This is a genomic window from Aeromonas sp. V90_14, from assembly GCF_029967615.1.
In the GTDB taxonomy this organism is placed as follows: domain Bacteria; phylum Pseudomonadota; class Gammaproteobacteria; order Enterobacterales; family Aeromonadaceae; genus Aeromonas; species Aeromonas hydrophila.
This window is the reverse complement of record NZ_JASCAS010000031.1, coordinates 52,569-78,627: the sequence shown is the minus strand read 5'-3', so window position 1 is coordinate 78,627 and position 26,059 is coordinate 52,569. Positions and strand designations below refer to the sequence as shown.

General features: G+C 61.5%; 23 protein-coding genes, 1 other RNA gene and 1 pseudogene. 18 read left to right on the top strand and 7 right to left on the bottom strand.

The genetic code is table 11. From position 1 onward, the window contains the following. Positions 1-108 precede the first annotated feature (108 nt). Positions 109-912 (bottom strand): inositol-1-monophosphatase, encoded by an 804-nt coding sequence (gene suhB / locus QLG02_RS11915; RefSeq protein WP_016350372.1) that lies wholly within the window; start codon positions 910-912, stop codon positions 109-111. 201 nt (positions 913-1,113) lie between these two features. Here suhB and QLG02_RS11910 point away from each other — a divergent pair, with 201 nt between their 5' ends. The 3 genes from QLG02_RS11910 to emrD all read left to right on the top strand — a co-directional run bounded on the left by QLG02_RS11910 (position 1,114) and on the right by emrD (position 3,873). After that, positions 1,114-1,569: a hypothetical protein gene (locus QLG02_RS11910; protein WP_282465247.1), complete on the top strand. Its 456-nt coding sequence runs from the start codon at positions 1,114-1,116 to the stop codon at positions 1,567-1,569. A 191-nt stretch (positions 1,570-1,760) separates the two neighbouring features. After that, a complete protein-coding gene (locus QLG02_RS11905; RefSeq protein WP_029301260.1) occupies positions 1,761-2,423 on the top strand; it encodes a glutathione S-transferase N-terminal domain-containing protein in 663 nt (220 codons plus the stop codon). A gap of 250 nt (positions 2,424-2,673) precedes the next feature. Then, positions 2,674-3,873: a multidrug efflux MFS transporter EmrD gene (gene emrD, locus QLG02_RS11900; RefSeq protein ID WP_016350375.1), complete on the top strand. Its 1,200-nt coding sequence runs from the start codon at positions 2,674-2,676 to the stop codon at positions 3,871-3,873. Positions 3,874-4,026: 153 nt separating this feature from the next. On the opposite strand, the gene ssrS is transcribed toward emrD, so the two are convergent. Together ssrS and zapA are read right to left on the bottom strand one after the other, a co-directional pair. Then, positions 4,027-4,209: non-coding RNA, 6S RNA (gene ssrS, locus QLG02_RS11895), on the bottom strand. 16 nt (positions 4,210-4,225) lie between these two features. Continuing rightward, positions 4,226-4,558: a cell division protein ZapA gene (gene zapA, locus QLG02_RS11890; RefSeq protein WP_016350376.1), complete on the bottom strand. Its 333-nt coding sequence runs from the start codon at positions 4,556-4,558 to the stop codon at positions 4,226-4,228. 173 nt (positions 4,559-4,731) lie between these two features. On the opposite strand from zapA, the gene QLG02_RS11885 reads away from it, so the two are divergent. From QLG02_RS11885 to QLG02_RS21805, 10 genes and pseudogenes are all read left to right on the top strand, one after another. Then, on the top strand, positions 4,732-5,301 hold the full coding sequence (locus tag QLG02_RS11885; protein ID WP_011705605.1) for a UPF0149 family protein: 570 nt from the start codon (positions 4,732-4,734) through the stop codon (positions 5,299-5,301). 183 nt (positions 5,302-5,484) lie between these two features. Next, positions 5,485-6,702: a 2-octaprenyl-6-methoxyphenyl hydroxylase gene (gene ubiH, locus QLG02_RS11880; RefSeq protein ID WP_282465246.1), complete on the top strand. Its 1,218-nt coding sequence runs from the start codon at positions 5,485-5,487 to the stop codon at positions 6,700-6,702. Positions 6,703-6,790: 88 nt separating this feature from the next. Next, the gene (locus QLG02_RS11875) at positions 6,791-8,011 is read left to right on the top strand and encodes an FAD-dependent 2-octaprenylphenol hydroxylase (RefSeq protein ID WP_282465245.1); all 1,221 of its coding nucleotides are present in this window, start codon (positions 6,791-6,793) and stop codon (positions 8,009-8,011) included. A gap of 408 nt (positions 8,012-8,419) precedes the next feature. Further along, the gene (gene gcvT, locus QLG02_RS11870; RefSeq protein ID WP_282465244.1) at positions 8,420-9,517 is read left to right on the top strand and encodes a glycine cleavage system aminomethyltransferase GcvT; all 1,098 of its coding nucleotides are present in this window, start codon (positions 8,420-8,422) and stop codon (positions 9,515-9,517) included. A 105-nt stretch (positions 9,518-9,622) separates the two neighbouring features. Further along, positions 9,623-10,012, top strand: a complete 390-nt coding sequence (gene gcvH, locus QLG02_RS11865; RefSeq protein WP_010634317.1) for a glycine cleavage system protein GcvH — start codon at positions 9,623-9,625, stop codon at positions 10,010-10,012. A 252-nt stretch (positions 10,013-10,264) separates the two neighbouring features. Further along, complete coding sequence (gene gcvP, locus QLG02_RS11860; protein WP_282465243.1) at positions 10,265-13,141, top strand: aminomethyl-transferring glycine dehydrogenase; 2,877 nt, start codon at positions 10,265-10,267, stop codon at positions 13,139-13,141. 158 nt (positions 13,142-13,299) lie between these two features. Next, on the top strand, positions 13,300-13,650 hold the full coding sequence (locus tag QLG02_RS11855; protein ID WP_041216337.1) for a helix-turn-helix domain-containing protein: 351 nt from the start codon (positions 13,300-13,302) through the stop codon (positions 13,648-13,650). Positions 13,651-13,694: 44 nt separating this feature from the next. Continuing rightward, positions 13,695-14,771 carry an ACR3 family arsenite efflux transporter gene (gene arsB, locus QLG02_RS11850; RefSeq protein WP_282465242.1) on the top strand — a complete coding sequence of 359 codons (1,077 nt, stop codon included), beginning with the start codon at positions 13,695-13,697 and terminating at the stop codon, positions 14,769-14,771. After that, positions 14,768-15,199: a glutaredoxin-dependent arsenate reductase gene (arsC, locus tag QLG02_RS11845; RefSeq protein ID WP_282465241.1), complete on the top strand. Its 432-nt coding sequence runs from the start codon at positions 14,768-14,770 to the stop codon at positions 15,197-15,199. The genes arsB and arsC overlap by 4 nt, the downstream gene beginning before the upstream one ends. A gap of 135 nt (positions 15,200-15,334) precedes the next feature. Beyond that, positions 15,335-16,084 (top strand): annotated as a pseudogene (locus QLG02_RS21805) (class I SAM-dependent methyltransferase). A gap of 111 nt (positions 16,085-16,195) precedes the next feature. On the opposite strand, the gene QLG02_RS11830 reads toward QLG02_RS21805, so the two are convergent. After that, positions 16,196-16,441, bottom strand: a complete 246-nt coding sequence (locus QLG02_RS11830) for a hypothetical protein (protein WP_029301252.1) — start codon at positions 16,439-16,441, stop codon at positions 16,196-16,198. Between the two features lie 166 nt (positions 16,442-16,607). Between QLG02_RS11830 and QLG02_RS11825 the strand changes: the two genes are divergently transcribed. Continuing rightward, positions 16,608-17,900, top strand: coding sequence for an MFS transporter (locus QLG02_RS11825; protein WP_041216333.1), 1,293 nt, complete (start codon positions 16,608-16,610; stop codon positions 17,898-17,900). A gap of 66 nt (positions 17,901-17,966) precedes the next feature. Here the strand turns inward: QLG02_RS11825 and ahpF are convergent, their stop codons facing one another. The 3 genes from ahpF to QLG02_RS11810 all read right to left on the bottom strand — a co-directional run bounded on the left by ahpF (position 17,967) and on the right by QLG02_RS11810 (position 21,312). Beyond that, positions 17,967-19,547, bottom strand: coding sequence for an alkyl hydroperoxide reductase subunit F (gene ahpF, locus QLG02_RS11820; protein WP_282465238.1), 1,581 nt, complete (start codon positions 19,545-19,547; stop codon positions 17,967-17,969). Between the two features lie 93 nt (positions 19,548-19,640). After that, the gene (gene ahpC, locus QLG02_RS11815; protein WP_011705621.1) at positions 19,641-20,207 is read right to left on the bottom strand and encodes an alkyl hydroperoxide reductase subunit C; all 567 of its coding nucleotides are present in this window, start codon (positions 20,205-20,207) and stop codon (positions 19,641-19,643) included. A 658-nt stretch (positions 20,208-20,865) separates the two neighbouring features. Continuing rightward, the gene (locus tag QLG02_RS11810; protein WP_011705622.1) at positions 20,866-21,312 is read right to left on the bottom strand and encodes a CBS domain-containing protein; all 447 of its coding nucleotides are present in this window, start codon (positions 21,310-21,312) and stop codon (positions 20,866-20,868) included. Between the two features lie 212 nt (positions 21,313-21,524). On the opposite strand from QLG02_RS11810, the gene queA reads away from it, so the two are divergent. The 4 genes from queA to secD all read left to right on the top strand — a co-directional run bounded on the left by queA (position 21,525) and on the right by secD (position 26,057). Then, positions 21,525-22,592 (top strand): tRNA preQ1(34) S-adenosylmethionine ribosyltransferase-isomerase QueA, encoded by a 1,068-nt coding sequence (gene queA, locus QLG02_RS11805; RefSeq protein WP_282465237.1) that lies wholly within the window; start codon positions 21,525-21,527, stop codon positions 22,590-22,592. Positions 22,593-22,662: 70 nt separating this feature from the next. Next, positions 22,663-23,799, top strand: a complete 1,137-nt coding sequence (gene tgt / locus QLG02_RS11800) for a tRNA guanosine(34) transglycosylase Tgt (RefSeq protein WP_016350389.1) — start codon at positions 22,663-22,665, stop codon at positions 23,797-23,799. 50 nt (positions 23,800-23,849) lie between these two features. Beyond that, a complete protein-coding gene (gene yajC, locus QLG02_RS11795) occupies positions 23,850-24,185 on the top strand; it encodes a preprotein translocase subunit YajC (protein WP_011705624.1) in 336 nt (111 codons plus the stop codon). A gap of 18 nt (positions 24,186-24,203) precedes the next feature. Next, a complete protein-coding gene (gene secD / locus QLG02_RS11790; RefSeq protein ID WP_011705625.1) occupies positions 24,204-26,057 on the top strand; it encodes a protein translocase subunit SecD in 1,854 nt (617 codons plus the stop codon). The last annotated feature ends 2 nt before the right edge of the window (positions 26,058-26,059 follow it).

The window sequence follows — 26,059 nt, the reverse complement described above, 5'->3', positions numbered from 1 at the left end:
AGGTGATGACCTACTTCAAGATTAGCCTTTCAACACATAACTGGGACAGAGCCATAAAAAAACCCGGCCTGGGCCGGGTTTGTGGTACGTGTGCTGCGCGAGGCTGGCTTATTTGGCCAGGGACTCCGGCAGGTTCTCACGGATCTTGCCGAGCATCTCTTTCAGAACGCGCGGGTTGGCAACCACGATGTTGCCGGAGTTTTCGTAGTTGTGACCACCGACAAAGTCGGTGACGATGGCGCCGGCCTCTTTGGCCAGCAGCTCACCGGCTGCGGTATCCCAGGGCTTCAAGCCGATTTCCCAGAAACCGTCGACGCGACCGGCAGCCACGTAGGCCAGATCCAGCGCGGCAGAGCCGGCACGACGAATGTCGGCACACTCGATGAACATGCTCTGGAACATCTTCAGGTACGGTTCGATGTGGTGCTTCTGCTTGAACGGGAAACCGGTCGCCAGGATGGTGCCGGCCAGCTCTTTGGCCTTGCCGACACGGATGCGATAACCGTTCAGCTGGGCACCACTACCACGGGTAGCAGTAAACAGCTCGTCACGGATCGGATCGTAAACAACGGCTTGTTCAGTCTTGCCCTTCACGCGCAGGGCGATGGAGACGGCAAAGTGCGGAATGCCTTTGACCAGGTTGGTCGTGCCATCCAGTGGGTCAATGATCCATTGGTAGTCCGGATTGGTACCGGTAATCTCACCAGACTCTTCAGCCACGATGCTGTGTTCCGGGTAAGATTTTTTGATGGTGTGAATGATGGCCGCTTCGGCTTCACGGTCAACGTTGGTCACGAAGTCATTGCTGCCTTTCTGGATAACCTCGATGTTCTCGGGTTGAGAGAAGGCTTTTACTACTACTTGACCGGCGTTGCGCGCAGCGCGCACGGCGATATTCAGCATCGGATGCATAGGTTCACCACTGGATGTTAAAGAACGGGGAATAAAAGGACGCGATATCATACCAGTCTTCGCGAGAATGGCAACCGTTATACGCCATCCCCCCAGCCTTGGCGACTGCCAGATCTGACGGCTCCAATATAGGCTCCTTTTGGTCTAGTCTTATGGGCAGCAGCCGAATAACAGGCTGCATTGAGCATAGGGACGTGGATCATGAATTTGTCATTAGTCAGTCAAAAACCGTCGGCAATCACTACCCAGGGGCTGCTGGCTGCCTTGCGCGCATCGACCGGATATGGCGACTACTTCAACGAGGTGAGCGTTGCCCAGCCTTGCCAATGGCAGCCAGGCAAGGAAGAGGCGGCGATCTTGCTGCTTGATGGCGACGCGGCCTGGCCGGAATTTGCCTGGCAGCGCAACAGCGATACATTCGGCTTGCCGGTGTTGCCGCTGCTGATGCGCAAAGGCGATGCCACCCTTACCATTCAGGGGCCGGACGTGCGGGATCCGCGCTTCTATTTCGTCTCAAACGGCATCGTGCTGGAAGAGTCGGAACTCGCCGATCCCGCCTGCAGCCGGGTGCTGCTGAGCAAACTGGAGTCCTACTTCCCGCTCTTGTCCCGCCTGATCCTGCTGCGCCAGCGCCAACCCATGGGGCTGTGCAACTAGTCGCGTTCTTCCCTGCGTCCGGGCTGTTCAAGCGGCACAATATTTGTCATAACTGACCAGTATTGTGCCGCTTTGCCATGCTGGCGTCTGAGCAAATGCCGGTGCGGCATCCGCTCTGTGTCCGTTGTCGTCTCGCATGAGTGAGGCTGTGGCCGTCTCTACACCAATGTGTGAATCACAAGGAGTTCATGATGATCGACTTTTATACCGCCGCTACGCCCAACGGCTTCAAGGTGGCGATTGCCCTGGAAGAGCTGGGCTTGCCCTATCGGGTGATCCCGCTCGATCTGTCGGCGCTGGATCAGAAGAAGCCCGAGTTTCTGGCCATCAACCCCAACGGCCGTATCCCGGCCATCGTCGATCGGGATAATGGTGACTTCGCCGTGTTCGAGTCCGGCGCCATCCTGCTTTATCTGGCGGAGAAGGCGGGCAAGCTGCTGCCGGCAGATCCCAAGCGCCGCTCCCAGGCCATCCAGTGGCTGATGTTCCAGATGGGCGGGGTCGGTCCCATGATGGGGCAGGCCAACGTCTTCTATCGCTATTTCCCGGAGAAGATCCCGGCCGCCATCGAGCGCTACCAGAAGGAGGGACGCCGTCTGTTCGAGGTGCTCGACAGCCACCTGGCCCATCACGAATATCTGGCCGACGAGTACAGCATCGCCGACATCGCCACCTGGCCCTGGGTGCGCATTTATGACTGGAGCGGTATCTCCATCGAGGGGTTGCCTCATCTGCAAGCCTGGATGGACCGGATGGCAGAGAAGCCCGCCTGCCAGAAGGGGATCACCATACCGCCGCGCAACGAGAAGCCGGAGGATCTGGTCAAACAGGCCCAGCAGATGGTAACACGTTGATTTTTATTGCTGACGGGGCTAAAAACCCCGTCACATTAGAAAAACTAGGGAAAGCTGATTATAAAGATTCGTTCGTTTTTCGTGATCTGAATCACTAAGATCACCGCAAGCCTAGGGAGTGTCCTGCTCCCGGCCGGTGCGGGTTCTCCGCCTTGTATTTTCACCTTTGATTGACTCTGTGTTTTTGGATCCCCTCTGCAGGTTTCTGCCAGGGGTGCGGCAGCTTTTTGATGATTTTCGGGACTGAGATATGTATCGGCACAGTTTTTATCCGCTGTTTTTTCTGACCATTCTGATGGTTGCTGTGGGCCAGATGACCCAGACCCTGTATGTGCCCTCCATTCCCATGATGGCGGGGGACTTCAACGTTGCCTCCGGCCAGTTGCAGGCGGTGATGGCCTGTTACCTGATCCCGTACGGGCTCTCCCAGTTTGTTTACGGCCCGCTGTCGGATCGTATCGGCCGTCGCCCCATCCTGCTTATCGGCATGATGGTGTTTCTGGTGGGCACCCTGACCATTCAGTTGATCCCAAGCTTCATGGCGCTGCTGGTGGGCAGCTTCATCCAGGGGCTGGGCACCGGGGCGGGTGGCGCCATGAGCCGGACCGTGATGCGCGATCGCTACAGTGGCGCCGAGCTCAACCGGGCCAACAGCCTGGTGAGCATGGGAGTGATCTTCTCCCCGCTGTTGGCACCGGTGCTGGGCGGCTGGTTGACCGAGCTGTTCAACTGGCGTGCCGGGTACTGGTTCCTGTTCGGCTTCGGTGCGGTGACGACGCTGGCGCTGCTGGCCTGGTTTGCTGAAACGCTGCCGGCGACCGCACGCCAACAGCCGCTGCGAGTCGGTGCCGCCTATCGCCATGTGCTCGGCAATCCGCGCTTTCAGGGCAACCTGCTCTGCCTGATGGCGACCTTTGCCGGTCTGGCAGTGTTCGAGGCGGCGGCCGGCGTGCTGCTCGGCGATGTGCTCAAGTTGAGTGCCCGCACCGTCAGCGTGCTGTTCGTGCTGCCGCTGCCCGGTTATCTGTTTGGTGCCTGGCTCTCTGCCAAGCTCAGCTTTCGCCTGAGCCAGGGCAAACTGATGCGCCTTGGCATCGTCTTCCTGGCACTGGGGTCGTTGATCATCCTGCTGCCGGGTCTGTTCGGGGTCGTGAGTGCGGCCTCACTGGTTGGCGGCGCCGCCGTCTACTTCATTGGCAGCGGCATCCTCTATCCGACCGCTACCTCCTGCGCCATCGAACCCTTCCCGGGTCAGGCGGGCACCGCCGGTGCCATCCTCGGCGGCATGCAGAACCTGGGGGCCGGTATCGTGACGCTGCTGGCAGCCTGCTTCCCGATGGAAGGGCAGGTGACTCTGGGGGCCATCATGACGCTGATGGTGCTGATCGTGGCGCTGAGCTTTCTCTGGCTGCGCCACCACGGTTCACCCCATCAACAGATGGCTGTCTGAGCCGAGCGCATAGAAAAGACCCGCCCAAGCCGGCGGGTTTTTTATGGGCCGCTTCTGGTGTAGTTGGTACTGCGGGGAGTGTCGAAGAGGGCTGCGGCAGGGGAGAGCAGATAAAGAAAAAGCCCGTCACGCTGGTGACGGGCTTTTTGCTGTTGGTACCCCGGAGATGCCGTTGCCGGTTTGGGCCCTTGAACCGTCGGTTCAAGGCGGGGATCGGATCTGACCGCAGGCTTCTCGGTCGTGCCGAGCATGCGCAATAGCCAGAAGGCAGATCCCCTGTTTGGTATGAATATCGGCTCGGGGACTTGAACCGGCTGACAAACACCCCAGGGAATTTTAAAACGGTGGACGATTAGGGCTGCAGGCCTTCGTCGCTGGATTCGCCATATTGTCCGTGCTCGATCAAGGCCGCTTCGATGGTGCGCTGCAGCATCTTGATCCGCTTGTCCATGGTCTCAGAGTATTGGTGATTTTTCTCTTTTTCAAGGCAGAGCTCATGGCAAAAATTGAGCGCTGCCATCACCGCCAGCTGTTCGTTGCTGGAGACCTTGGAGCGTTGACGCAGCTCGATGAGTTTATCAGTCAGCTGGTCGGCGGCCTGGCGCAGGGCATCCTGCTGTCCCAGGGGACAGGATACCTTGTAGGGACGTCCCAAAATGACGATTTCTACGGCCTCTGTGCTCATGCCTTCCTCAATACGGCGGAGCTGATTTCCGCCTTTATCCACGTGGACAACTGGGCGGGACTATATAGCGCAGATGCAGAAGTTTCAAGGCCTTGCTGGCTCTGGAAGGGGGAGAATGCTAGGATCCTGACCATTAATTCTGCATATTTGCCTGAACTTTGAGCGGATCTTCGATGAGCAAAACGAACCCCCTGAAATACGCGGCCGTGGCCGACCTGATGGAGCAGCATGAGCTGATGGCGACGGCTGTAGAGGCCCATGGCGTGATCTGCGGTCTGGTGTGCGGTGGTGTGGCACTGGACGACAAGAGCTGGCTGCCCCATTTCAATGATCTGGTCAACGACGGTTTCGGTCTGCCGGCCCCGGTGCGCCAGGTGATGACCGATCTCTATCACCAGGTGATCGAGAGCCTGATGGCCCAGAAAGGGGTCGAGCTGCTGCTGCCAAGCGACGAAGCGCCGCTTGACGAGCGTATCGACTCGCTGGTGGATTGGTCCCAGGCCTTCCTGGCCGGTTTCGGCGTGGTGCAGCAGGAGCTCTCCAAGGCTTCCGAAGAGCTGCAGGAGATGATCCAGGACATCGCCAGCATCACCCAGGTCTCCGCCGAGTTCGATCAGGAAGATGAAGAGAACGAAGCCTCCTTCCTGGTGCTCTACGAGCATGTGCGCCTCGGGGTGATGATGAGCTTCGAGGAGTTCGGCAAGCGGCCGGATGCCCCGAGCACACCGCCGACCCTGCACTGAGTCGGTTGAACTTGATAAAGAGCGCCTGGTGGCGCTCTTTTTACATCTGGAAGTTGCCTGCGCCGGCCCGCCGTGATGAGGCAAGTGACGACAGATACTGCGCTTTTTTGCCCGTGGCTTCGCATCCCGACCCCACGCTTTGTGTTAGCATGACCCCACGTTTTCAGTCTTTCCCCTCATCTCATGTCTCAATCTGATCTGAACCACGTCGATGTGGCCATCGTCGGTGGTGGAATGAGCGGCGCCGTGCTGGCGCTCTCCCTCGCGGCCCTGCCAGGGCCCAAGCCCCTGCAGATCCTGCTGCTGGAGGCGAGCGCCCCCGAGCTCAATGCGCATCCCGGCTTCGATGCCCGCGCCATCGCGCTCTCCGCCGGCACCTGCGAAGCGCTGGCCCGGCACGGGCTCTGGTCCCGTTTTGCTCCCCATTGCAGCCCCATCAGCCAGATTCATGTGTCGGATCGGGGCCACTTCGGCCAGGCCGGCTTGACGGCGGCGGAGTACGGCCTGCCAGCCCTCGGCCAGGTGATCGAGCTGTCGGCGGCGGGCATTGCGCTGCAGCAGGCGATTGCCGCCTGCCCGCAGATCCGCATGCTGTGTCCGGCCCAGCTCGAGCGCGTGGAGCCATTGGCGGAGGGGGTTAACCTGACCCTGGCCGGTGGCGAGCGTTATCAGACCCGCCTGCTGGTGGCGGCCGATGGCGGCAACTCCTTCGTGCGCAAGCAGTGCAAGCTGGCGGTGAGCCGCCACGACTACGGTCAGAGTGCCATCATCGCCACCGTCAAGACGGCCGAAGACCCGGCCGGGCGGGCTTTCGAGCGTTTCACCCAAGGGGGGCCGCTGGCCCTGCTGCCGATGCAGGGCGGGCTCTCCTCCCTGGTCTGGAGCGTGGCGCGGGATGAGGCGCCAGCCTTGATGGCGCTCGATGACTCTGCGTTTCTGGCCCGTCTGCAGCAGGCTTTCGGCTGGCGCCTCGGCCGCTTCCTGCAAACCGGCCAGCGCCACGTCTATCCGCTGGTGCTGACGGTGGCCGACTACCCGCTGGCCCAGCGCACCGTACTGGTGGGCAATGCCGCCCATCTGCTGCATCCCATCGCCGGTCAGGGCTTCAACCTCGGCATGCGCGATCTGGATCTGCTCACCCAGGCGGTGGGCCGGGCGCTGACGGCGGGGGAGGATATCGGCAGCTTTGAGGTGCTCAGCGGCTACTGGCAGCAGCGCAAGGGGGATCAGGCCCAGACGGTCTGGCTCACCTCTTCGCTGGCCCAGCTCTTTTCCAATGATCATGACCCGCTGGTGGCGGGTCGCAACCTGGCGCTCTCCCTGATGGGGCGGCTGAGCTGCCTCAAGGCGCCGCTGGCCTCCCGCACCCTGGGCTTTGTCGCCGATGTGTGCCGCCCCTGAGGCGAGGTGACGTCATGGGTATTGAACGGGTGCGCCTTCGGGCGTGCCCTCGCTGATCCCGGCGATCAGCCCTGAAAGGATATAAACGATGCAGATGCAAAACGTGGATGTGGTGATTGTGGGGGGCGGCATGGTGGGCCTGGGGCTCGCCGCCGCGCTCAAGGGAAGTGCGCTCAAGGTCGCCGTGGTCGAGGGCCAGCTGCCGGAGCCCTCGCTTGACGAGGCGCCGGACAACCGGGTCAGCGCCCTGAGTCTCGCCAGTCAGCGCATCCTGCAGCAGGTGGGCGCCTGGCGCGGGATTGAGGCCCGTCGCCTGCAGCCCTACATGCAGATGGAGGTGTGGGAGCAGGACAGCTTTGGCCGGATCGCCTTTGATGCCGCCAGCCTGCGCCAGCCCGAGCTCGGTCACATCGTCGAGAACCGGGTCATCCAGCTGGCGCTGCTGGAAGCGATTCTCGCTGGCGACAACATCCAGCTGCTGAGCCCGGCCCGGGCGAGCGGCCTGCAAAGCGGCGAGGCAGGCTCCCTGCTGCTGCTGGAAGATGGCCGGGCGCTGTCGGCCAAGCTGGTGGTGGCGGCCGATGGCGCCCACTCCTGGGTGCGCCGGCAGGCCGACATCCCGCTCACCAGCTGGGATTACGGCCACCATGCGCTGGTGGCGACGGTGCGTTGTGCCGAGCCCCACGAGGCGGTAGCGCGTCAGATCTTCACCCCCGAGGGGCCACTCGCCTTCCTGCCCCTGTGGCAACCGGATCTCTGCTCCATCGTCTGGTCGGTGCCAGCGGCCCGTGCCGAGGCGCTCTGTCAGTGCGATGAAGAGCAGTTCAACCGCCAGCTCACCACCGCGTTTGACGGCCGGCTGGGGCTGTGCAAGGTGGAAGGCATGCGCAGCGCCATCCCGCTCACCGCCCGCTATGCCCGCGACTTTGCCCGCGAGCGGCTGGTGCTGGTGGGGGATGCCGCTCACACCATCCACCCGCTGGCGGGGCAGGGGGTCAACCTAGGGCTGCTGGATGCCGCCGCCCTGGCCGAGCAGATCCTGCGCAATCAGGCGGCGGGCAAGGACATCGGCCGGCTCGCCAATCTGCGCGGTTACGAGCGCTGGCGCAAGAGCGAGGCGGCCAGCATGCTGGCGGCGATGGAGGGGCTCAAGCGGCTGTTCGCCGGCAGCAACCCGCTCAAGAAGCTGGTACGTGGGGCCGGGCTGTGCGCCTTCGATCTGCTGACGCCGCTCAAGCAAAGCGTGATCCGGGCCGCCATGGGGCTGGAAGGAGAGCTGCCCGCTCTGGCAAAGGGTGAAAAAATCTAATAATACCCGGCTGTTTTCACAACAAAACTAATGTGATGAGGCTGATGACCCGGTTTGGGCATCAGCCTTTAATCTGGGCGGTCAGCGAAACGTTTTTCTCCAAATTGTGACGAAACGGTAAAAATCAAAATTTAATATCGCCATTACCGGGTTTGGTCTGTTTTTATCACTGTTTTTACCTTAGTGTCTGGGGTCTGTTTACTGGCGGTGGATTAGTTTTTTTTGAGCGGCATGCGCGTCCGCTTGGCTTATAATCCGCTGCGTTCAAGGAATCACTCTTGCCCTGCGGGGCCGGAACGAGCACAGACTCAGGCACGTTGCTTGCTGCCACCCAGGTACACAACCGGATGGTGGCTGCCGGGCGAGCGATGCGTGAGTGTTGTCGCGAACGCTTAAGGAAACACAGCGATGATCCAGACTACAGTACTGCATCCCAAGCACCTGGAAGCCGGCGCCAAGATGGTGGACTTCCACGGTTGGGAAATGCCCATCAACTACGGCTCACAGCTGGAAGAGCACCACCAGGTGCGCACCGATGCCGGCATGTTCGACGTCTCCCACATGACCATCGTCGATTTGACCGGCGAGCGGGTCAAAGCCTTCCTGCAACACCTGCTGGCCAACGACGTGGCCAAGCTCACCGTCTTCGGCAAGGCCCTCTACAGCGGCATGCTGACCCCGGAAGGCGGTGTCATCGACGACCTCATCACCTATTACCTTGGCGAGACCTTCTACCGCCTGGTGGTCAACTCCGCCACCCGCGAGAAGGATCTGGCCTGGATCCGCCACCACGCCCAGGACTTCGGGGTGACCGTGACCGAGCGCCCCGAGCTCGCCATGATCGCAGTGCAGGGCCCCAACGCCAAGGCCAAGGCGGCCAAGGTGTTCAGCGCCGAGCAAAATGCCGCAGTGGAAGGCATGAAGCCCTTCTTCGGCGTGCAGGCTGGCGAGCTCTTCATCGCCACCACCGGCTACACCGGTGAAGACGGCTACGAGATCGTGGTGCCGCAAGAGCAGGCGTGCGATCTGTGGCAGGCGCTGCTGGACAACGGCGTGGCCCCCTGCGGCCTGGGTGCCCGTGACACCCTGCGCCTCGAGGCCGGCATGAACCTCTACGGCCAGGACATGGACGAAACCATCTCTCCGCTGGCCGCCAACATGGCCTGGACCATTGCCTGGGAACCGAGCGATCGTCAGTTCATCGGCCGCGCCGCGCTGGAAGCCCAGAAAGCCGCCGGCAGCCAGCCCAAGCTGGTGGGGTTGGTGATGGAAGAGAAGGGCGTGCTGCGCAGCGGCATGCCGGTCACCTTCACCACCGCCGCTGGAGAAGAGCGGGAAGGTGTGATCACCTCCGGCTCTTTCTCGCCCACCCTGGGGTACAGTATTGCCCTGGCGCGGGTGCCCCGTGATATCGGCGAGCAGGCCTCGGTGGAGATCCGCAAGAAGCTGGTCACCGTCAAAGTGACCAAGCCGGCTTTCGTGCGCAACGGCCAGAAGCTGGTATAACGACCCATTGCGGCGAAGGGGCTGCCCTTCGCCAGACCCCCTTGCCCCGGCAACGTCTGTCGAACGCGCCGGGACAAGTGATCCAAGTGAATAAAGGAAGCACAAATGAGCCATATCCCGAGCGAACTGAAATATGCCACCTCCCACGAGTGGATCCGTGTCGAAGCCAACGGCGAGGCCGTGGTCGGTATCACCGAGCACGCCCAGGAGCTGCTGGGTGACATGGTGTTCGTCGATCTGCCGGAAGTGGGCAAACAGGTCGGTGCCGGTGATGACTGCGCCGTGGCCGAGTCGGTCAAGGCCGCCTCCGACATCTACAGCCCGGTGAGCGGCGAGATCCTGGCCGTCAACGAAGAGCTGGAAGGCAGCCCCGAGCTGGTCAACTCCGACCCCTACGGTGCCGGCTGGCTGTTCCGCATCAAGCTGGACGACGCGGGCGAGCTCGCCAACCTGCTGGATGCCGAAGGCTACCAGAACGTGGTGGACGAAGAGTAATGCCCCCGGGCCCTGCCAATGCGCAGGGCCCGCTTGTATAGGTGCCCGTCGGCCTGGAGGCCGACCGGCAAGGGTGAAGTCGTCCGTCCCGGTTTGCCCGCGGCAAACCGGTCAGCCACAAGACGACCCCCTGTCGCTATGAGCGACATCCGGTGCCGGCAGGGGCCACCCTGCCAGCCGAACATGAGTGAAGCCGGCCGAGGCCGGCTGTCAGGCACTTAGTTATCAGGACTTTTTATCAGGAATAGGGAAATGACCCAGTCACTGTTTGAACTCGAGCAAAAAACCGATTTCATCCGCCGTCACATCGGGCCGGGTGAGGAAGATCTGCGCGCCCTGCTGGCCGTGGTGGGCGCCGAGAGCCTGGATGATCTGATTGAGCAGACCGTCCCCGCCGCCATTCGCCGGCCGGGTCCGCTCGGCATCGGCGCCTCCATGACCGAGGTGGAGGCACTGGCCAAGCTCAAGGGCTATGCGGCCCAGAACAAGGTAGCCAAGAGCTACATCGGCATGGGCTATCACGATACCCATGTGCCCCACGTCATCCTGCGCAACGTGCTGGAAAACCCGGGCTGGTATACCGCCTACACCCCGTACCAGCCCGAGCTGGCGCAGGGCCGTCTCGAAGCCCTGCTCAACTTCCAGCAGCTGACCCTGGACTTGACCGGCATGGATCTGGCCAGTGCCTCCCTGCTGGATGAGGCGACCGCCGCCGCCGAGGCGATGGCGTTGGCCAAGCGGATGGCCAAGTCCAAAGCCAATCTCTTCTTCGTGGCCGACGACGTGCACCCGCAGGTGATCGACGTGGTCAAGGAACGGGCGGTCCACTTCGGTTTTGACGTGGCCGTCGGCCCGGCCGCACAGGCCTGCGCCGAAGAGGTGTTCGGTGCCCTGTTCCAGTACCCCACCACCACGGGTGAAGTGAAAGATCTGCGGGCCCTCATTGCCGCCGTGCAAGCCCAGAAAGGGCTGGCCTGCGTCAGCGCCGACCTGCTCTCCCTGTTGCTGCTCAAATCCCCGGGCGAGCTGGGGGCCGACGTGGTGCTGGGCTCGGCCCAGCGCTTCGGCGTGCCCATGGGCTACGGTGGCCCGCACGCCGCCTTCTTCGCCACTCGCGATGCCTACAAGCGCTCCATGCCGGGCCGCATCATCGGTGTCTCCAAGGATGCCCGTGGCAAGGCCGCGTTGCGCATGGCGATGCAGACCCGCGAGCAGCACATCCGCCGCGAGAAAGCGAATTCCAACATCTGTACCGCTCAGGTGCTGCTGGCCAACATGGCGAGCTTCTACGCCGTCTACCACGGCCCGGTGGGGCTGAAGACCATCGCCTCCCGCGTGCACCGTCTGACCACCATTCTGGCGCTCGGCCTCAAGGCCAAGGGCGTGGCCCTCAAGCATGCCAGCTGGTTCGATACCCTGACCGTGCAGACTGCCGACAAGGCTGCCTTGATCGCCAAGGCCGAGGGGCTGGGCATCAACCTGCGCGCGGATCTGGATGGTGCGGTGGGCGTGTCGCTCTCTGAAACCACCACCCGTGGCGATGTGGCCGAGCTGTTTGAACTGTTCCTGGGCACAGGCCACGGCCTGGACATCGAGGCCCTCGACCAGGCGGCCCAGGCCCATCACGCCATCCCGCAGGATCTGCTGCGCACCGATGCCGTGCTGACCCACAAGGTGTTCAACAAGTACCACTCCGAGACCGAGATGCTGCGCTACATCCACCGTCTCGAAGCCAAAGATCTGGCCCTCAACTACGCCATGATCTCCCTGGGCTCCTGCACCATGAAGCTCAACGCCACCGCCGAGATGATCCCGGTGACCTGGCCCGAGTTTGGCAAGCTGCACCCGTTCGCCCCGCTGGCCCAGGCCAAGGGCTATCAGCTGCTGCTGGCCGACCTCGAAAACTGGCTGGTGAAGGTGACTGGTTACGATGCGGTCTGCATGCAGCCGAACTCCGGTGCCCAGGGCGAATACGCCGGCCTGCTCGCCATCAAGAAGTACCACGAGTCTCGCGGCGAGGGGCATCGCGACATCTGCCTCATTCCGGCGTCCGCTCACGGTACCAACCCGGCTTCCGCCCAGATGGCGGGCCTGCGGGTCATCGTCACCGCCTGTGACAAGTCGGGCAACGTGGATCTGGACGATCTGCGCGCCAAGGCCGCCGAGGCGGGGGATCAGCTCTCCTGTCTGATGGTGACCTACCCCTCCACCCACGGGGTGTACGAGGAGACCATCAAGGAGGTGTGCGACATCGTTCACCAGCACGGTGGTCAGGTCTATCTGGACGGTGCCAATATGAACGCTCAAGTCGGACTGACGGCGCCGGGCTTTATCGGGGCGGACGTTTCCCACCTCAACCTGCACAAGACCTTCGCCATTCCTCACGGCGGTGGCGGCCCGGGCATGGGCCCCATCGGCGTGAAGAAACACCTGGCCCCCTTTGTGGCCGGTCACGCAGTGGTCAAGACCGACAAGGAGAGCCGCAACAACGGCGCCGTGTCGGCGGCGCCGTTCGGCTCGGCCAGCATCCTGCCCATCAGCTGGATGTACATCGCCATGCTGGGCGACGAGGGGCTGAAGAAATCCACCCAGGTGGCCATCCTCAACGCCAACTACCTGGCCAAGAAGCTGGGTGAATCCTTCCCCGTGCTCTACTCCGGCCGCAACGGTCGGGTGGCTCACGAGTGCATCCTGGATATCCGCCCGCTCAAAGAAGCGTCCGGCATCAGCGAGATGGACGTGGCCAAGCGGTTGATGGACTACGGCTTCCACGCGCCGACCATGAGCTTCCCGGTAGCGGGTACCCTGATGGTCGAGCCGACCGAGTCGGAATCCAAGCGCGAGCTGGACCGTTTCGTCGAGGCCATGACCGCCATTCGCGCCGAGATTGCCAAGGTGCAGGACGGGCAGTGGAGTCTCACCGACAACCCGCTGGTCCATGCGCCGCACACCCAGGATGACGTGATGGACGCTGAGTGGTCCCGCGGCTACAGCCGCGCCGAGGCGGTGTTCCCGTCGGACGCCGTGCGCGCCGCCAAGCTGTGGCCGTCGGTCAACCGCATCGACGACGTCTACGGCGATCGCAACCTGTTCTGCTCCTGCATCCCGACCGAGGATTACGCCAAGTAAGGGCAGAGTCGCCTCGACTCGAACAGAGAGACCAAGGGCCTTGCATGCGCAAGGCCCTTTTTATTGGCGGGGACGATGGCGCTGAAATGGCGGGGGAGTTTGATCATTTCAATGTTTCTTGTATAGTTGAATTTATGTAGAGATAGACGGAGGTGTGTATGAACAAAGCGATCGCTACCAAGGTGTTTGAGTCCCTCGCATCCGGCATTCGTCTCGATGTGTGGCGCCTGCTGGTCAAGTCGGGTCTGGAAGGCATGGTGGCCGGCCAGCTTGCCAGCGAGCTCGACATCGCCCCGAATACCCTCTCGTTTCACCTCAAGGCCATGTTGCACGCGGGCCTGCTCTCGGTGGAGCAGGAGGGGCGTTTCTTGCGCTATCGCGCCAATATCCCCCTGATGCTGGATCTTATCGGTTACCTCACCGAGGAGTGCTGCGCTGGTCATCCAGAGGCCTGCGGGGTGGGAGGTGTCGAGTCCCTCTGTGCGCCTGCCTGTTGTGATAAAGAGTAAGGGCACTGTCTGCCCGCCATTTGTTACCCTTCTGGGAGTCTTTCATGAGTACCAATGCCTGCTGCGATCTGCCCGTCAGCAAAAAAATGCGTTTTCTAGACCGCAATCTGACCCTCTGGATCTTTGTCGCCATGGCCATCGGGGTCGGGATTGGCTATCTGTTCCCTCAAGTTGCCCAGTGGAACGAGGCGATGTCGGTCGGCACCACCAATGTGCCCCTGGCCATTGGCCTCATCCTGATGATGTATCCACCGCTGGCCAAGGTGAATTACGCCACCATGGGGGCCATGACCCGGGATCGCCGCGCCATCACCCTCTCGCTGGTGATGAACTGGCTGGTGGGCCCCATCTTGATGTTCGTCATCGCGCTGGTGTTTTTGCACGATCAGCCGGGCTATATGGTGGGGCTCATCCTGATCGGTCTGGCGCGCTGCATCGCCATGGTGCTGGTGTGGAACGATCTCGGCGGCGGCAGCAAGGAGTACGGCGCCGGCCTGGTGGCGCTCAACAGTGCGTTCCAGATCCTCACCTACAGCCTGATGGCCTGGTTGTTCATTACCGTGCTGCCGCCGCTGTTTGGCCTGCAGGGCTTTGCGGTGGACATCACCATGCTGGATATCGCGCAAAGCGTGCTGATCTATCTGGGCATTCCCTTTCTGGCAGGCTTCCTGAGCCGTCACTATCTGGTCAAGGCGAAAGGGGAGAAGTGGTACACCGAGCGTTTTATTCCGGCAATTTCCCCCATCACGCTGATCGCGCTGCTGCTCACTATCGTGCTGATGTTCAGCCTCAAGGGGGAGATGATCGTCGAACTGCCCATGGATGTGCTGCGGGTTGCTGTACCCTTGGTGGTCTACTTCGTGCTGATGTTCTTCACCAGCTTCCTGGTTGGCAAGAAACTGGGCATCCCCTATGACAAGAATGCCTCCATCGCCTTTACCGCCACTGGCAACAACTTCGAGCTGGCCATCGCCGTCGCCATCGCGGTGTTCGGGCTGAGCTCGGATCAGGCCTTTGCCGGGGTGATCGGCCCGTTGGTGGAGGTGCCCGTACTGATCGCCCTGGTCAATGTCGCCCTGCGCATGAAGCGCTCTTATACCAACCCAGAGAACCCATCATGAATGACGCTCAAATCACCATCTACCACAACCCGGCCTGCGGCACTTCCCGCAATACGCTGGAGCTTATCCGCAACTCAGGTGTTGAACCGACCGTTATCCACTATCTGGAGACGCCGCCTAGCCGCGAGACGCTGGTTGCCCTGATTGCGGCCATGGGAATACCGGTTCGCGACCTGCTGCGCCAGAACGTGCCCCCCTATGAGGCGTTGGGACTGGCCGAGAACAAGTTCAGCGACGATGAACTGGTCGATGCCATGCTGGCGCACCCCATTCTGATCAACCGGCCCATCGTGGTGACTCCGCTTGGCACCAAGCTGTGCCGCCCGTCAGAAGTGGTGCTGGATATTCTGCCGAGCCCCCAGCAAGGAGCCTTCAGCAAGGAAGATGGGGAGCAGGTGGTGGATGCGCAAGGCCGGCGCATCGGCTGACCCGGCACTCAGGTGTGTGGCGATGATGTTGGATCGCCATGACAGGGCCATTGCCTTGCCGGTTGCACTCGGGGCAGGATGAGGGGGCGATTGACTCGGCCCTGATCCCGCACAGATCCAGCACAAGGAGTGGCAATGGACAGTACCCAGCGATTCTCGACCCGGGTCGAGGCTTATGTGAAATATCGGCCGGGTTATCCTGCCGCCATGCTCGATTTTCTGGCCAGCGAGTTGGCCATGGAGCCGGCTGCCCGGGTGGCCGATATCGGGGCCGGTACCGGCATCCTGACCGCACTGCTGGCTCCCCGGGGGGTGCGGGTCTGGGCGGTCGAGCCAAATGCGGAGATACGCGGGGCGGCCCGGCACCAGCTGCAGACAGTGGCCAATATCGAGTGGCAGGATGGCAGTGCCGAAGCCACCGGTCTGGCGGACGGGTCGGTGGATCTGGTGACGGTGGCGCAGGCGTTTCACTGGTTTGATCGCGCCGCCTTCAAGCAGGAGTGCCGGCGGCTGCTCAGACCCGGTGGCCGGGTCGCCCTCATCTGAAACGACCGGTTGACCGACACCCCATTTCTGAAGGCTTATGAAGCGGGGTTGCGCACTTATTCGGGGGATTATGAGGAGGTCAATCATCGCAATCTGGGCGAAGGGGACTTTCAGGCCTTCTTCGAGGGGGAGTACCGGCTCGATCGTTTCGCCAACCGCCAGCTGTTCGATCTTGACGGCGTGCTGGGGCGGCTCAACTCCTCTTCCTATGCCCCGGTGGCCGGCTCGCAAGCCCATGCCGAGCTGACGGCGCTGATCGCCCGGGAATTTGCCCGCCATGCGGTCGATGGCGTGATTGCCTTCAACTACGACACCCTGCTCTACAGCGGCCGGGTGTAGCAGTCGGGGGTAGCAAGGGGCCCAGATAAACAGCGGGCCCTTGCCACCGCTGGCGAGGGCCCGCAAGGGCATGGCTGATCCTGTTTGCAGCCGTGGGCTGTGGTGCCTGCGCTAACTCTTGTTCAACCCCAGCATGGCCATCGCCTTGGCCAGGGTATCGACGGACTCCTGATGCTTGCCTGCCTTGTGCAGGACTTCTCCCTCGGCGCGCAGCTTCTTCACCTCGGCCAGCTTGTCGGCGCTGAGGGCGGGTTTGGCGGCGAGGGCATCATCGATCTTCTTCATGTCGGCGGGGCAGTGAAAGGCGAGGGCGCTGCCGGTAAAGAGCAGGCTGGCCAAAAGCAGGGCTGGTTTCATGTCGGCTGTCTCCACTGTGATGACCATGATGGGACGCTCCATCATGGGATACCCAGCAAGCATAGCCCGCAGTCCGCGCCCTGGCGGGGCGCTCGGGTTGAAGTGGGCGGGAAGCTGACGGTACCATGGTTGTTTTGCTCACGATTGAGCCAATCAGGGAGACCCCATGATACTCGCAAGGTTCCTCTCACCCCTGACCAGTCTGGTGATCTTCATTCTGGGCCACGGCATGTTCAACACCCTGCTGACGGTGCGCCTGTCTGCCGAGCAGGTATCGGCCCAGGCCATCGGCCTGGTATCGGCCGCCTACTTCGGCGGGCTGGTGCTGGGGGCCTTCGTCAATGCCCGCCTCATCATCCGGGTCGGTCACATCCGGGCTTATGCGGCCTACGCCTCCCTGCTCTGCTTTCTGTTTCTGCTGCACGGCATGGTGGTGGAGCCGCTCAGCTGGGCGGCGCTGCGGCTGGTGGGGGGCTTTGCCACCGGCGGCCTGTTCGTGGTGCTGGAGTCCTGGATGCTGGTCTCCAGCACGCCGGCCAACCGGGGCCGGCTGATGTCCCTCTACATGATCCTGCTCTACGGCTCCCTGGCCATGGGGCAACTACTGCTCAAGTGGGTGGATCCCATGGTGCTGACCCCGTTCGCCCTGTGCGCCATGGCGGCGACCCTGTCGGTGATCCCGCTGGCGATTTCCCGGGTAGCGACCCCGGCCATGGTAGCCCCCCAGCCGGTCGGCGTGCTGGAGCTGGTGCGGCTCACCCCGGCGGGGATGGGCAGCAGCTTTACCTCCGGCCTCATCCTCGGGGCCATCTACGGCCTGCTGCCGCTCTATTTTACCGACAGCGGTTCGTCGCTCTCCAAGGTGGCGGACATGATGGCGTTGGTGATCCTGGGGGGCATGTGCCTGCAGTACCCCATCGGTCGCCTCTCCGATCGCTACGACAGGCGGCTGGTGATCCTGCTGCTCGGTGCCGTGCTGGCGCTGCTGGCCCTGTTGATGGTGCTGTTGCCCGCCGGCTGGCGCGAGCCGCTGATGGGGGGCCTGGTGTTCCTGCTGGGCGGCATGGCGTTCTCTATCTACCCCTTGAGCCTCAGCCACGCCTGCGACGAGCTGCGTCCGGATCAGGTGCTGGGGGCCAATCAGGGATTGCTGCTCGCCTACAGCCTGGGGGCCATGACCGGGCCGCTGCTGGCGCCTTTTGTCATGGCGCAGTTCGGGCCAGAGGGGCTGTTCGTCTACTTCGCCCTCTGTGGCCTGCTGCTGACAGGGTATCTTGGCTGGCGCAAGCGGCAGCGGGCCCCCATTCCGCTGGCCGATCATCAGGTGTTCATCCCGGTGCCGCCCAATACCCCCATGACGGCGGAGCTGGAGCCGAGAACGGATCTGGCTGGGGAGGCGGTACCCGCCAGCTATGCCACCCCCGGATCGGATGAGGGCCAGCAGACGAAGGCTGGCTGAGTCGCGGGTGTGTAGAAACAAAAAAAGCCGACTCTGTGAGTCGGCTTTTTGTCCATCTGGTCGTTGTCAGGCGGTGACGGCGTCAACTTTGGTCGCTTCCGGCGCCGGATTGCGAATGAGGTAATCAAACGCCCCCAGTGCGGCGGTCGCCCCGGCGCCCATGGAGATGATGATCTGCTTGAACGGCACCGTGGTAGCGTCCCCTGCGGCGTAGACGCCGGGCAGGGAGGTGGCGCCCTTGGTGTCGATCTCGATCTCGCCAAAGCGGGTCAGGGCCACTTCGCTCCCTTTCAGGAACTCGGTGTTCGGCACCAGACCGATCTGGACGAAGATACCCGCCACCGCCAGATGCTTGATCTCGCCGGTGGTGCGATCTTCGTAATCCATGCCTACCACCTTGCTGCCATCACCGATCACTTCGGTGGTGCGGGCGCTCATGATGATGTCGATGTTGCCCATGGAGCGGGCCTTCTTCTGCAATACCTCGTCGGCGCGCAGAGTATCGGCAAACTCCACCACGGTGACGTGTTCGACAATACCGGCCAGATCGATGGCTGCCTCGATGCCGGAGTTGCCGCCCCCGATCACCGCAACCCGCTTGCCCTTGAAGAAGGGGCCGTCACAGTGCGGGCAGTAGGCCACGCCCTTGGTGCGGTACTCGAGCTCGCCCGGCACGTTCAGGTCGCGCCAGCGGGCACCGGTCGCCAGGATCACGGCGCGGCTCTTGAGGGTAGCGCCAGAGGCAAGATCCACGTTGACGTAGCCATCCTTGCTGATGGCGGCGGCGCGCTGCTCGGTGATCACTTCCACGCCATACTGCTTGACGTGCTGCTCCAGGCTCGCGGCCAGCTTGGGGCCTTCGGTGTAGGGCACGGAGATGAAGTTCTCGATGCCGACGGTGTCCATCACCTGGCCACCGAAACGCTCGGCGACGATGGCGGTGCGAATGCCTTTGCGAGCGGCATAGATGGCGGCGGCGGCGCCAGCCGGGCCACCACCGACGACCAGCACGTCGTAAGGCGCTTTTGCGCTCAGCTCTTGCGCTTTGCGTTCGGCGGCGCCGGTGTCGAGCTTGGCGACGATCTCTTCCAGCGAGATACGGCCCTGGCTGAACGGCTGACCGTTCAGGTAGACGTTCGGTACCGCCATGATCTGACGCTCGTTGACCTCGTCCTGGAACAGGGCACCGTCGATCATGGTGTGGGTGATGCCGGGGTTCAGGGTCGCCATCAGGTTGAGGGCCTGTACCACGTCCGGGCAGTTGTGGCAGGAGAGCGAAATGTAAGTCTCGAAGTGGAACTCGCCCTTGAGGTTGCGGATCTGCTCCTGCACGGCCGCATCGGCCTTGGAGGGGTGACCGCCGCTTTGCAGCAGGGCAAGGACCAGCGAGGTAAATTCATGACCCATGGGGATGCCGGCAAAATGAACGCGCGGGGCCTGGCCCTTCGGCGCGACGCTCATGGAAGGTTTGCGGGCATTGGTGCCAGAGGTCTGGGTAATCTTGGGGGACATCTCGCTGATCTCTGTGGCCAAGGCCAGCAGTTCGGCGGATTTGTCGCTGTCGTTGCCGGACACGCTGATCTCGATGGGATTGACGATGTACTGCAGATAGGTGTTCAGCTGTTGTTTGAGGTTGGTATCCAACATCTTCGAATTCCTTCTTTTGATTGCGGGTCGGCGTTTTGTCAGGCCAGAAAGCAGACCGGCCCTTGAACGGGCCGGTCTTCAGAGCGGGGAGGCTTAGATTTTGCCTACCAGATCCAGGGACGGGGCCAGGGTGGCGTCGCCTTCTTTCCACTTGGCCGGGCACACTTCACCCGGGTGAGCGGCAACGTACTGGGCAGCCTTGACCTTGCGCAGCAGCTCCAGGGCGTCACGGCCGATGCCGCCGGCGTTGATTTCAACGATCTGGATGATGCCTTGCGGGTCGATGACGAAGGTGCCGCGGTCAGCCAGACCGGCTTCTTCGATCATTACGCCGAAGTTGCGGGTGATGGTGCCGGTCGGGTCGCCGATCATCGGGTACTGGATCTTCTGAATGGTGTCAGAAGTGTCGTGCCAGGCCTTGTGGGTGAAGTGGGTGTCGGTGGAGACGGAGTAGATCTCGACGCCCAGCTTCTGGAATTCGGCGTAGTTGTCGGCCAGGTCGCCCAGCTCGGTCGGGCAGACGAAGGTGAAGTCAGCCGGGTAGAAGAACACCACGGACCACTTGCCTTTCAGGTCAGCGTCAGACACCTGAACGAATTTGCCATTGTGATAGGCGGTGGCGTTGAACGGCTTGATTTCAGTGTTGATGTAGGTAGACATGTATTTGCTCCTTGGTGATGTACATATGCCCGTCTGGATTTGAAGAGTCGTGCCGGACGAGGCGTTTAACTTTCGATGGATTCATCATAGGGACTTTTCCTAATCGATCAAAGCCGCAATTTTGAATCACTTAAATCTACTTATTAGATAAACCATGGCTGCTGTACCTAACATGAATATCGCCGGCATGCCGGGATAACTCCTTGTCGAGATTCAACATCTGTGCGCGGCTTCGGTTTTTCAAGGGGCGGGTGGCAGTCTGCCAACCGCAGAGAAGTGGGGGTTGCCGCCTTGCGATGTGCAGGCGCCGGCACGCACGGGGCGAGGGGAGGGGAAACGCGCAGATAAAAAAATCCCGGCGTCGTCGCAAGGACAAGGCCGGGTCATCAAACAAGGAATGGCTATATAAACAAAAGCTTTACAGCAAAGACTAACTACGGGGTGTGCAAACTTGCAGACATATGAGAGGAAGAGGACGGGTGCACAATCCCTCGTCTTCCGCTCGGCAACTATTGCATGACGGTCATGATAGTGTGATGCAGATCACAAAGCAAGGTTGTGGTGTAATTTTTCAATCAAAATGAAAGGGTTTCAGCTTTATTGCCGATCAAGTACGCTGAAAACGCTTTTATTGTAATTTTATTACATGAAATTGAGATCAAAAGTCGCCAGGCGGCTCCTGCTCCTCCATCAGTTCCAGCAGGTTGATGGCGACGGCAATGAAGTCCGACTCGGTGACGATGCCGATCAACTTGCGCCCTTTGAGTACCGGCAGGCAGCCGTATCTGTGTCGTTGCAGGTAGAGCGCCGCCTCCTTGATGCCGGCGTGGGGATCCACGCTGGCCACCTGGCGGGTCATGATCTCGTCGAGCTGCACGCTGTCGGTGAACTCCGCCTCCCGCTCCGGATTGATCAGCAGCAGCTTGGATTCGCGGGTGGCCAGGATGTCGGAGAGGGTGACCAGGCCCAGCAGATGATGCTGTTCGTCAACGATGGGGATGTGGCGGATCCGCTCCTGCTGCATCAGATCCATCGCCTGTTTGACGCTGTTTTCCGGACCCAGGGTGAAGGGGTGTTCAGTCATGATCTCGGATAGGGTCATCATGGTGGGCCTCCTTGTGTATCTGCTTTCACCCTAGCCCAGCCCCCCTCGGCAAAACATGATCAGGGTCAATACAAAACCTTAAAGGTTTTTTAACTGGCCCTGCTTCACATAATTGCTCGCTATCCCTTGTCTCCCTTGGGTTTTTGGTCTTTTGGGTTGCCTTGGAAGAAGGGGATAACTAGACTAGCCGCCGATTCCCCCCGAGGTGAAAGATGCAAGTATCCGATTTTCATTTTGATCTGCCAGACGAGCTGATTGCCCGCTATCCCATGACGGAACGTACCGCCAGTCGTCTGTTGCAGCTCGATGGTCAAACTGGCGCACTGCGCCACGGTCAATTTGTGGATGTGCTGGACCAGCTCAACCCCGGCGATCTGCTGGTATTCAACAACACCCGTGTCATTCCGGCGCGCATGTTTGGCCAGAAGGCCAGCGGCGGCAAGCTGGAGGTGCTGGTGGAGCGGATGCTGGACGAGCACAGCGTGCTGGCCCATGTGCGCTCTTCCAAATCGCCCAAGCCCGGTACCCGGCTCATTCTGGATGGCGGGGCCGACGGCGAGAAAGTCGAAGCCGAGATGCGTGCCCGTCACGATGCCCTGTTCGAGATCCACTTCCTCGACCCCCGTCCGGTGCTGGAGATCCTGGAAGCCATCGGCCACATGCCGCTGCCCCCTTACATCGACCGTCCCGACGAGGATGCCGACAAGGAGCGCTACCAGACCGTCTACAACCAGAAGCCGGGCGCCGTGGCGGCGCCGACAGCCGGCCTGCACTTCGACGAGCCCTTGCTCGAGAAAATTCGTGCCAAGGGGGTGGAAACGGCGTTCGTCACCCTGCACGTCGGGGCGGGCACCTTCCAGCCGGTGCGGGTGGAGAAGATTGAAGATCACCACATGCACTCGGAGTATGCCGAGGTGCCGCAGGAGGTGGTGGACGCCATTGCCGCAACGCGCGCCCGCGGTGGCCGGGTGATTGCTGTGGGAACCACCTCGGTGCGATCGCTCGAGAGCGCGGCCAAGGTGACCCTGGCTCAGGGCAAGCCGCTGGCGCCGTTCTTCAGCGACACCGACATCTTCATCTTCCCCGGTTACCCGTTCCAGGTGGTCGATGCCATGGTCACCAACTTCCATCTGCCGGAGTCGACCCTGATCATGCTGGTCAGCGCCTTTGCCGGCTACGACAACGTGATGGCGGCCTACCAGGCGGCCGTGGCCGAGCAGTACCGTTTCTTCAGCTACGGGGACGCCATGTTCGTCACCCGTCGCCGGGCGCTGGCATAAGCCGTGTCCTTTATACCGGGCCCTCGGGCCCCCTACTGTCAGACTGTTTCTCTGACGCAACGAGGTAGCAATGAAATTTGAACTGAAAACCACTGACGGCCGTGCCCGTCGCGGCCAGCTGGTATTCGAGCGCGGCACCGTGCAGACCCCGGCCTTTATGCCGGTCGGCACCTACGGCACCGTCAAGGGGATGACCCCGGAAGAGGTGCGTGAGACCGGTGCCCAGATCCTGCTCGGCAACACCTTCCACCTCTGGCTGCGGCCGGGGCAGGAAGTGATGCGCGCCCACGGCGATCTGCATGACTTCATGAACTGGCAGGGCCCGATCCTGACCGACTCCGGCGGTTTCCAGGTGTTCAGCTTGGGACACATCCGCAAGATCACCGAAGCGGGCGTGCACTTCCGTCACCCCATCAACGGCGAGAAGATCTTCCTCGACCCCGAGAAATCCATGGAGATCCAGTACGATCTGGGTTCCGACATCGTGATGATCTTCGACGAGTGCACGCCGTACCCGGCCACTTACGAAGAGGCGCGCAAGTCCATGGAGATGTCCCTGCGTTGGGGCAAGCGTTCGCGCGACAAGTTCGATGCGCTCGGCAACAAGAACGCCCTGTTCGGCATCATCCAGGGTTCCGTGTACGAAGATCTGCGGGATGTGTCGCTGGAAGGTCTCTTGGAGATCGGCTTCGACGGCTACGCGGTCGGTGGTCTGGCGGTAGGTGAGCCGAAAGAGGACATGCATCGCATCCTCGAGCACGTCTGCCCGAAAATCCCGGCCGACAAGCCGCGCTACCTGATGGGCGTAGGCAAGCCGGAAGATCTGGTGGAAGGGGTGCGCCGCGGCATCGACATGTTCGACTGCGTGATGCCGACCCGCAACGCCCGCAACGGCCACCTGTTCACCACCGACGGGGTGGTCAAGATCCGCAACGCCAAGTATCGCGAGGACACCAGCACCCTGGATGCCGACTGCGATTGCTACACCTGCAAGAACTACACCCGCAGTTACTTGTACCATCTGGACAAGTGCAACGAGATCCTCGGTGCCCGTCTGAACACCATTCACAACCTGCGTTATTACCAGCGCGTGATGCAGGGTTTGCGGGACGCGATCGAGCAGGGTAAATTAGACGACTTTGTAACTGAGTTTTACCGTCGGCAAGGGAAGCCCGTGCCTCCGTTAGCTGAAAATGACGTGAAATAACAACGATATATAAGCTAGTTTTCAAATCTACATCAATAAGAGGTTGTTAAATGAGCATTATCTCCAAGGCGTATGCAGAAGGCGCAGTTCCGGGTGCACAGGGTGGTGGCATGGAAATGATCATCATGCTGGCCGTATTCGGCCTCATCTTCTACTTCATGATCTATCGCCCCCAGGCCAAGCGCGCCAAAGATCACCGCAACCTGATGAGCTCCCTCTCCAAGGGTGACGAAGTACTCACTTCCGGTGGCCTGGTTGGCAAGATCGCCAAAGTATCCGCCGACAGCGAATACCTCGTGCTGGCCCTGAACGATCAGACCCAGGTCACCATCAAACGTGACTTCGTCTCTGCCGTTCTGCCCAAGGGTTCTATCCAGTCCCTCTAATCTCCCGAGGAGCACAGCGTGTTAAATCGCTATCCGCTGTGGAAATACCTGATGGTGGTCGTGGTGATCGCCATCGGTTTTCTATATGCAGCCCCCAATCTTTACGGCGAAGACCCGGCCTTGCAGATCTCTGCCAGCCGGGGGGCCGAAGTCAAGCTGGACACCCTTGACCTGGTGAAAGAGACGCTCGATGCGGCTCAGATCCCGGTCAAGCATGCGGCGTTCGAGCACGGCTTCATCCTGGTTCGTTTCAAAAATACCGAAGAGCAGCTCAAGGCGCGCGACATCGTCGCCAACAAGCTGGGCGACAACTTCATTACCGCTCTCAACCTGGCCCCTTCCACGCCTGCCTGGCTCGAAGCCATCGGCGCCAACCCGCTCAAGCTGGGTCTGGACCTGCGCGGCGGTGTGCACTTCCTGATGGAAGTGGACATGGCCGAGGCGCTGACCAAGCAGCAAGAGCAGATGGTGCAGGATTTCCGTTCCGAGCTGCGTACCCAGAAGATCCGTTATTCCGGCGTGCGCCGGGCCGGTGATCAGGTACAGGTGCTGTTCCGTGACGAGGCCGATCAGGCCAAGGCCATCTCTCACCTGCGTCGTCAGAACCCGGATCTCACCTTCACCACCGAGCAGAAGGGGGACGAGTTCGTCCTGCTGGCCGGTCTGAGTGAAGCCAAGATCAAGGAAGTGAAGAAGTACGCCCTCGAGCAGAACATCACCATCATCCGCAACCGGGTGAACGAGCTGGGCGTGGCCGAGCCGCTGGTACAACAGCAGGGTGCCGAGCGCATCGTGGTGGAACTGCCCGGTATTCAGGACACCGCCCGTGCCAAGGAGATCCTGGGCGCCACCGCGACCCTGGAATTCCACATGGTCGATGAGACCGCCGACATCCAGGCCGCGGCCGACGGTCGGGTGCCGCCGAGCTCCAAGGTCTACAACGATCGCAACGGACGTCCGGTGGTGCTGCAAAAACGCATCATCCTGACCGGTGACCACATCGTGGGTGCCCAGTCCGGTTTCGACGAATACAGCCGTCCCCAGGTCAACATCAAGCTTGATGGCCAGGGTGGCAACAAGATGGCCAACTTTACCAAGGACAACGTTGGTAAGGGCATGGCGACCGTGTTCATCGAATACAAGCCGGTCGGTCAGCCGGGTCCGGACGGCAAGCGCAAGTTCCGCAAGCAGGAGGAGGTGATCAACGTCGCCACCATCCAGTCGCGCCTTGGCAGCCAGTTCCGCATCACCGGCATCGACAACGCCAACGAAGCCCATAACCTGGCGCTGCTGCTGCGTGCCGGTGCGCTGATCGCCCCGATCCAGATCGTGGAAGAGCGCACCATAGGCCCGAGCCTGGGTCAGCAGAACATCGACAGCGGTATGGAAGCCATCGGCTGGGCCATGCTGGTGATCGTGCTGTTCATGGGGATCTACTACCGTGCGTTCGGTTGGGTGGCCAACATCGCCCTCACCATGAACCTGGTGCTGATCGTCGGTATCATGTCGATGATCCCGGGGGCCACCATGACCCTGCCGGGCATCGCCGGTATCGTCTTGACGCTGGGTATGGCGGTGGATGCCAACGTGCTGATCTACGAGCGTATTCGTGAAGAGATCCGCAACGGTCGTGGGGTGCAGCAGGCCATCCATCTGGGCTTTGATCGGGCATTCTCGACCATCGCCGACTCCAACGTCACCTCGCTCATCACCTGTGTGATCCTGTTCGGTATCGGTACCGGCGCCATCAAGGGCTTCGCCCTGACGCTGGGGATTGGTCTGAGTGCTTCCATGTTTACCGCCATCACGGTCTCCCGCGCCATCATCAACCTGGCCTGGGGTGGACGGCGCCTCGACAAGCTGCCGATCTAAGG

Coding starts and splice junctions, on each gene's coding strand:
- suhB (WP_016350372.1), bottom strand. CDS start 912: ATGCATCCGATGCTGAATATCGCCGTGCGCGCTGCGCGCAACGCCGGT.
- QLG02_RS11910 (WP_282465247.1), top strand. CDS start 1,114: ATGAATTTGTCATTAGTCAGTCAAAAACCGTCGGCAATCACTACCCAG.
- QLG02_RS11905 (WP_029301260.1), top strand. CDS start 1,761: ATGATCGACTTTTATACCGCCGCTACGCCCAACGGCTTCAAGGTGGCG.
- emrD (WP_016350375.1), top strand. CDS start 2,674: ATGTATCGGCACAGTTTTTATCCGCTGTTTTTTCTGACCATTCTGATG.
- zapA (WP_016350376.1), bottom strand. CDS start 4,558: ATGAGCACAGAGGCCGTAGAAATCGTCATTTTGGGACGTCCCTACAAG.
- QLG02_RS11885 (WP_011705605.1), top strand. CDS start 4,732: ATGAGCAAAACGAACCCCCTGAAATACGCGGCCGTGGCCGACCTGATG.
- ubiH (WP_282465246.1), top strand. CDS start 5,485: ATGTCTCAATCTGATCTGAACCACGTCGATGTGGCCATCGTCGGTGGT.
- QLG02_RS11875 (WP_282465245.1), top strand. CDS start 6,791: ATGCAGATGCAAAACGTGGATGTGGTGATTGTGGGGGGCGGCATGGTG.
- gcvT (WP_282465244.1), top strand. CDS start 8,420: ATGATCCAGACTACAGTACTGCATCCCAAGCACCTGGAAGCCGGCGCC.
- gcvH (WP_010634317.1), top strand. CDS start 9,623: ATGAGCCATATCCCGAGCGAACTGAAATATGCCACCTCCCACGAGTGG.
- gcvP (WP_282465243.1), top strand. CDS start 10,265: ATGACCCAGTCACTGTTTGAACTCGAGCAAAAAACCGATTTCATCCGC.
- QLG02_RS11855 (WP_041216337.1), top strand. CDS start 13,300: ATGAACAAAGCGATCGCTACCAAGGTGTTTGAGTCCCTCGCATCCGGC.
- arsB (WP_282465242.1), top strand. CDS start 13,695: ATGAGTACCAATGCCTGCTGCGATCTGCCCGTCAGCAAAAAAATGCGT.
- arsC (WP_282465241.1), top strand. CDS start 14,768: ATGAATGACGCTCAAATCACCATCTACCACAACCCGGCCTGCGGCACT.
- QLG02_RS11830 (WP_029301252.1), bottom strand. CDS start 16,441: ATGAAACCAGCCCTGCTTTTGGCCAGCCTGCTCTTTACCGGCAGCGCC.
- QLG02_RS11825 (WP_041216333.1), top strand. CDS start 16,608: ATGATACTCGCAAGGTTCCTCTCACCCCTGACCAGTCTGGTGATCTTC.
- ahpF (WP_282465238.1), bottom strand. CDS start 19,547: ATGTTGGATACCAACCTCAAACAACAGCTGAACACCTATCTGCAGTAC.
- ahpC (WP_011705621.1), bottom strand. CDS start 20,207: ATGTCTACCTACATCAACACTGAAATCAAGCCGTTCAACGCCACCGCC.
- QLG02_RS11810 (WP_011705622.1), bottom strand. CDS start 21,312: ATGATGACCCTATCCGAGATCATGACTGAACACCCCTTCACCCTGGGT.
- queA (WP_282465237.1), top strand. CDS start 21,525: ATGCAAGTATCCGATTTTCATTTTGATCTGCCAGACGAGCTGATTGCC.
- tgt (WP_016350389.1), top strand. CDS start 22,663: ATGAAATTTGAACTGAAAACCACTGACGGCCGTGCCCGTCGCGGCCAG.
- yajC (WP_011705624.1), top strand. CDS start 23,850: ATGAGCATTATCTCCAAGGCGTATGCAGAAGGCGCAGTTCCGGGTGCA.